Source organism: Paenibacillus sp. 01T422, from assembly GCF_056398785.1.
This window is the reverse complement of record NZ_JBFTQB010000640.1, coordinates 1-5,845: the sequence shown is the minus strand read 5'-3', so window position 1 is coordinate 5,845 and position 5,845 is coordinate 1. Positions and strand designations below refer to the sequence as shown.

Below are 5,845 nucleotides of genomic sequence, written 5' to 3'. Positions count from 1 at the left end.
GCTTAGACACTACGGGACAGGACTCACGCCAATTCTGTGTTTGTTCACGATTGTTTGCACGTTAATCCTTGTTTTCTTCTTAAAGGATGCGCGTCAAAGTGGCAAAAAAATGGCTTTAGGCGGCATGCTGAGCATTCTGCGTTCGAAGAAGTTTGTCTGGTTCTTAACCCTGATCATCATCATGTCAGTCTCTCATCGCTTTAATGATGGCTTCCTGGCCCTTTATATGCGGCAGCTAGGCGCTTCTGACTCCGTGATCGGTTACGCTTGGATGGCTTCTGCACTAAGTGAAATTCCCATGTTCTTCTTTCTTAGCAAACATGGGCACCGCTTTAAAGAATTGCCGCTTCTTGCCTTTGCGGGAATTATTTATGCCCTGCGCTTTTTCATTATGGGGTCTATCCATAATCCCGCTTGGATCATTGGTGTTCAGCTGTTGCATAGCTTAACATTCGGTGTATTTCTCATTACGGCCAATCGTTATTTGAGCCAAATTATACCCGATGAATACCGCTCGTCCGGACAAGCGATATTTGCAGTGGCTTGGTCAAGCATCGCTGGATTAATCAGCGGAACGTTAGGCGGCTGGATCTATGATGCTGCAGGGGGAAGCACGGTCTACGTCATTGCCGGCTGTTTATCGATTGTTGCAGCGATCGGTTTCCTTGCTACACATTTATTCCAAAACGATGGTCGCTTGCCGGGTAGCAGATAGTTTTTTTATTGAAGGGAATGATTACGTGTTAGCCATTGAACGGTTATCTCATAGTTTCCGCACAGGGCAAGAGGATACTCCCGTTCTGCATGAACTTAGTTTCCGGGTAKAGCAAGGTGAAATGGTCGCTTTGCTCGGGAGCTCAGGCTCCGGGAAATCGACACTGCTAAATTTAATGGCGGGCTTGATGAAGCCCACCCGAGGAAGTATTAGCATCGCAGGACATGCCATTGAGAAAATGAGCGAAAACCGCTTGGCGGAATTTCGAAGGACGCATATCGGCTTCATTTTCCAATCTTATGAATTAATAGCACATTTAACCGTCCGTGAGAACGTAGAGCTGCCCCTCGTCTTTCAAAGTGTAGCCGCCTCAGAACGCAAACAACGAGCTATGGCGCTCCTGCAAAAAGTCGGTATCGGTGATAAATCGGATTTATTTCCCTCACAGTTATCCGGCGGACAGCAGCAGCGCGTCAGTATTGCTCGCTCCCTCATTACGAAACCTGCCATCGTTTTTGCCGACGAACCTACCGGTAATCTAGATACGAAGACAGAAGCCGAGATCATCGATTTGCTCATCGATTTAAATCAAAATTCGGGCATCACTTTTGTTATCGTTACTCATGAGCACGAGGTAGCGCGCCGAACGCAGCGAATTTTACAACTTCGCGACGGATACTTGCTGGAAGGTAAGTCTATTCAACACTATAGTCAGAAACAAATGAGCTTTTATCTCAAAACCGATGAAATAACAATTACGGATCAAAACAATGATCCGAATAGCCCTCCTAAACTAACAACGAGCAAGCTCGATCTTATTCGTACTTTTCCACATGTAAAATCCGTTGCTAGTTTTCAAGACTTAGGACAGTTCAGCTTCACCGTTGATGATGGCAAGCAAAGCTATCTTCATTTGATTGCTACTGAGCTAAGTGCGCTAGAAGATTTCGACTCCAAATTTCAGCAAGGCGGAGCTAGTAATCAAGACAACCATATTGTGCTCAGTTACGGGACAACCCTCGGCGTTATGGATGCCAAGACGATAGAAACTAGAAATAAGCTGATGCAGCAGAATCCAACCAAGGAACAGTCTGAAACTTACCGTCAAATGGGCGCGATCCCTTATCCACTTTATCAGAAACAATTGCTGCTCAAATCAAATAACTTTGAAGAGCAATCTGGCGGGAATTCAGGGACAACTTTGGCCGAACCGAAGGAAGTAACACTTCGAGTTACGGGTATATTGAAAAAACCGGATGGTCTGCCGGATTCCATGCTGCAGGGAAACAAAACGGCTTATGTCTCACCGCAAACCGGCCAGAAAATGTTGGAGGCCCTGAACAAGTCAGCACAAAACGGTCGCGTTCAATATTCCGAAGTGAAAGTGAAAATCGACAACAGCGTCAATGTTAAGCAAGTGGATGAGTGGATAAAAAAACTCCAGCTCAATACGCAAACTAATTTATACCAAGAAGATCGGATGAAAGGTGAATTCGTTATCGTTCGATTGCTGCTAACGGGTGTCGGTCTTTTCGTGCTGTTCGTAGCCTCGATTTCCATTGTTGTTGCTATGACGATGTCCACGCATCAACGCAGGAGACAGATTGGCATCATGAAAGTGCTGGGTGCGAATTTAAAACAAATCCGCAACATGTTTATTGTGGAATCGTCGCTTTTGGGCATGTTAGGCGGCCTTGTTGGTATTATGCTTTCTTATTGGGTTATATGGGGAATCAATCTAATCATTATTCGATTCGGATCTAATGCCGGAGAGCCCGCTGAAATTTTATTTATTTCCTTTTGGATTCTTCCAGTCGGCCTGTTTTTCGCTGTCATGACCGGCGTTCTTTCAGGGCTATATCCCGCTATTAAAGCATCGCGCACGGACGCGTTGACAGCAATTAAACGAGAATAGGAGTTTACCTAGCATGAGGAAAAAGAAAACATGGATGCTGCTACTAACAGCCCTCCTGATCTGCGGTATTAGCGGCTTTTTATACATATCCAGCCATCCCAGAGCCATGAAGGGCGCGAATACGGACAACACCGTTTCTCCCGGCGCTCTGCAGTTTAAAGTAACCAAAGAGGACCTTGTAAACAGTGTTGAAGTAAAAGGAAAGTCCTCTTATGAGAAGGAAACACGTGTATACGCACCTTTTGGCGGCGAAATTAAAGCCTGGCAGATCACGGACGGTGCTCAAGTTAAAAAGGGGCAGCTGCTGTTTGAGCTTGATGCCACACCACTGAAAAGTGAAATCGCGTCTTTGCAATCCAATTTGAACAAACAGAAGCTTGAGGCTGATCTTGCGAATTTTAAAGCAGCTGGGCCGGAAGGAGAAGCAACCAGCATTCCGGCTGGCGCCGTCAGCGAGGATGATTCTCGGTCACGATTCGCTGCTTCCGAAGGACGCAGAATCCAGGAGCAGTTGAATCAGGTAAACGATGAATCCATTCAATTGCAGCTGACAAAAAAGCAAGAGAAAGTAGAACAGGCAACTTTTATTTCACCTGAAGACGGCATCTTCTTATTCGAGGATTCCTCCAAAATCCCTAAGTCTGTTGAAGAGAGCGTACGAATCGGTAAAATCGTGGATTTGACGAAGCTTCAGCTCGTTTGTGCGGTTGGCGAGTTTGACGTTTTCCGAATCAAGCCAGGTATGTCCGTACAAGTAAAAGTGGAAGCCCTGAAACAGAAAAAGCTGCAAGGCAAGGTTGAGAAGGTTTCCAAATTTGCAAAAGCAGGCACTGATCAAGGGTCCGCTTCTGCGCAGTTCGAGGTTACCATTTCTCTAGAACCAGACGAGCAGCTTATCGCAGGACTCAGTCTTTCCGGGACAATCGAGACAGAGAAAAAGAGCGGAACAACAGTCGTTCCCACGCTAGCTGTCATGCACGAGAAGGATATCTACTACGTCATGCTGCAGACTCCGCAAGGCACAGAACGTCGTGAAATCGAGATTGGCTTGGAAACACCTGAAAAAACGGAGGTCCTCAAGGGTCTCCAAGAAGGAGATACGGTTGTGCTGCAGTGACAACTGTTTTATACTATAGTCTTAGGACCAAGTAATAATGATGACGAAAATGATGTAGCAAAGGCAGGTAATTGTTTTTTATGAATTATGAAGATTTTAAAACTATTGTGTTAGAGCGCCGCAGCGTTCGTAATTTTACAGATCAGGAAGTCGCGACCGAAGATATTCGAGAAATTATCGACTGCGCTCGTTATGCGCCAAGCGATACGAACTCCCAGACGTGGAAGTTTATTGCGATACGAAATACAGAAAAGATTAAACATATTGAACAATTAACATGGGATCAGCTTCATCTCAGGGCGTCTGATGCCGAGCAGAAAGGTCTCTCCCGGGAAGCACGCCTTCTTGTGAAGTCATTTGGACCTTATGCTACTGCGTTTTCCAATGCTCCTGTGCTGATCATTTGTTTAGCAACACCTTACGAATCCAAGTTCCGCGACCGGATTTTCGATCCGATCGAGCTTGTTGAAGATGCGGTATGGGCCGAAGAAGGAATTAAAAGCTCGTGCCTAGCCTCGCAGAATCTGATGCTTGCCGCGCATGCAAGAGGTCTCGCGACGTGTCCGATGACTGGGCCTGTTTTGCTGGCTCAAGATCAAATTCGCGAGTATCTGAACATTCCGGAAGAGTGCCAGATTAATATGGTCATTTCCCTCGGTCATCCGAAGGATCGCCCGGGCAAATTGGCTCGCAAAGAAATTGATGATATTCTTCAAATCATAGACTAATTAAATGAAGGAGCTGCCGCAATCACAGGCAGCTTCTTTCTGTATATGTGCGAGCGTCTCTCCCCCCACACCAATATGCCAAAGTGTCTTCAAAACCATGGCATAATTACCATCACAAACATTATAACGTTATATTTACTTAATCCATGCAATATGCTAATCTAACATTATAACGTTATATTCAATTCTATAATTTAGAACCTTCTCCTACATAGAAGGAGAACTTAGAAGGAAGACTTAGTGAAAGCGTTCATAATTCGATTTATGGAAAAAGGTGACAGGCATGCAGGAGCGATTCGTCCTACACAATGTTAGGCAAGTAAACGGAGAATTTCTCGATGTTGTAATCGAAGCCGGGAAAATTGCGGAATTGACTAGTCCCGGGCAGGGACAAGGAAAACAGATCGTTGACTACTCAGGCGCCTATGTTTCAAGCGGTTGGATTGATATGCACGTTCATGCCTTCCCTGCCTTTGATCCCTACGGTGATGAAATCGATGAGATCGGTATCAAACAAGGTGTCACCACGATTGTTGACGCCGGAAGCTGGTGCTGCACGGGCACTTTCAGTAGCAACCTCTCTTCCTTTGATGGTTCATATTGGTTCTGGACCGCCCAGCATCGAAGAGGTCATTTCGCTTTTGGAAAAGAAAGATATCATTACCCATTATTTGAATGGGAAGGCTAATAATCTTTTTGATGATGAAGGAAAGCCCCTGGATGTGCTTACGAAAGCGATTGAAAGAGGCGTACATCTGGATGTCGGACACGGCACAGCTAGCTTTTCTTTCAAAGTTGCGGAAACCGCGAAAAAACATCATATCGGTTTGGACACGATCTCAACGGATATTTATCGCGGGAATCGTCTGAATGGTCCTGTTTTTAGTATGTCCCATGTGCTGACGAAATTTCTGTATCTGGGCTACTCGCTCGAAGAGGTCATTGCCGCTGTGACTACGCATGCTGCAAACTGGCTGAACAAACCGGAGCTTGGTCGAATTAGGGTTGGAGATACAGCAAATCTCACACTTTTTACCGTTCAGAATGAAGAGATTCAACTCACTGACTCTGAAGGAGACACACGTACGGCAGATCGAACAATTCAATCTAAAGGAGTAGTTGTAAATGGCGCTCTCATTAAATGCTAAATACGGTCTTAAACGTGTCATCAATGCAAGTGGACGCATGAGTATTCTCGGGGTATCCGCTCCGACCGACACCGTTATGGAAGCTATGAAACACGGCGGGCAAAATTACGTTGAGATTGCTGATCTTGTTGATAAAGCAGGCGATTATATCGCGAAAATTCTTGGTTCCGAAGCTGCCGTTGTCGTCAACTCGGCATCGAGCGGCATTGCACTCTCCGTGGC

Annotated in this window: 4 protein-coding genes and 3 pseudogenes; all 7 read left to right on the top strand. The window is 45.6% G+C overall.

What is annotated here, in order from left to right; all coding sequences use genetic code 11:
• A partial coding sequence (locus tag AC1DUA_RS27965) for an MFS transporter (protein WP_477502872.1) occupies positions 1–715 on the top strand: 715 nt, incomplete at its 5' end.
• A gap of 25 nt (positions 716–740) precedes the next feature.
• Positions 741–1,409, top strand: a pseudogene (locus AC1DUA_RS27960) (ABC transporter ATP-binding protein); the annotation flags it as partial.
• 27 nt (positions 1,410–1,436) lie between these two features.
• On the top strand, positions 1,437–2,630 hold the full coding sequence (locus AC1DUA_RS27955) for an ABC transporter permease (protein ID WP_477502873.1): 1,194 nt from the start codon (positions 1,437–1,439) through the stop codon (positions 2,628–2,630).
• 13 nt (positions 2,631–2,643) lie between these two features.
• Positions 2,644–3,747: an efflux RND transporter periplasmic adaptor subunit gene (locus AC1DUA_RS27950; RefSeq protein ID WP_477502871.1), complete on the top strand. Its 1,104-nt coding sequence runs from the start codon at positions 2,644–2,646 to the stop codon at positions 3,745–3,747.
• A gap of 80 nt (positions 3,748–3,827) precedes the next feature.
• On the top strand, positions 3,828–4,475 hold the full coding sequence (locus AC1DUA_RS27945) for a nitroreductase family protein (protein WP_477502870.1): 648 nt from the start codon (positions 3,828–3,830) through the stop codon (positions 4,473–4,475).
• Positions 4,476–4,758: 283 nt separating this feature from the next.
• Positions 4,759–5,623: pseudogene (locus AC1DUA_RS27940) on the top strand (amidohydrolase family protein).
• Positions 5,601–5,845, top strand: a pseudogene (locus AC1DUA_RS27935) (SelA-like pyridoxal phosphate-dependent enzyme); the annotation flags it as partial. The pseudogenes AC1DUA_RS27940 and AC1DUA_RS27935, both read left to right, overlap by 23 nt.

Coding starts and splice junctions, on each gene's coding strand:
- AC1DUA_RS27955 (WP_477502873.1), top strand. CDS start 1,437: ATGAGCTTTTATCTCAAAACCGATGAAATAACAATTACGGATCAAAAC.
- AC1DUA_RS27945 (WP_477502870.1), top strand. CDS start 3,828: ATGAATTATGAAGATTTTAAAACTATTGTGTTAGAGCGCCGCAGCGTT.
- AC1DUA_RS27950 (WP_477502871.1), top strand. CDS start 2,644: ATGAGGAAAAAGAAAACATGGATGCTGCTACTAACAGCCCTCCTGATC.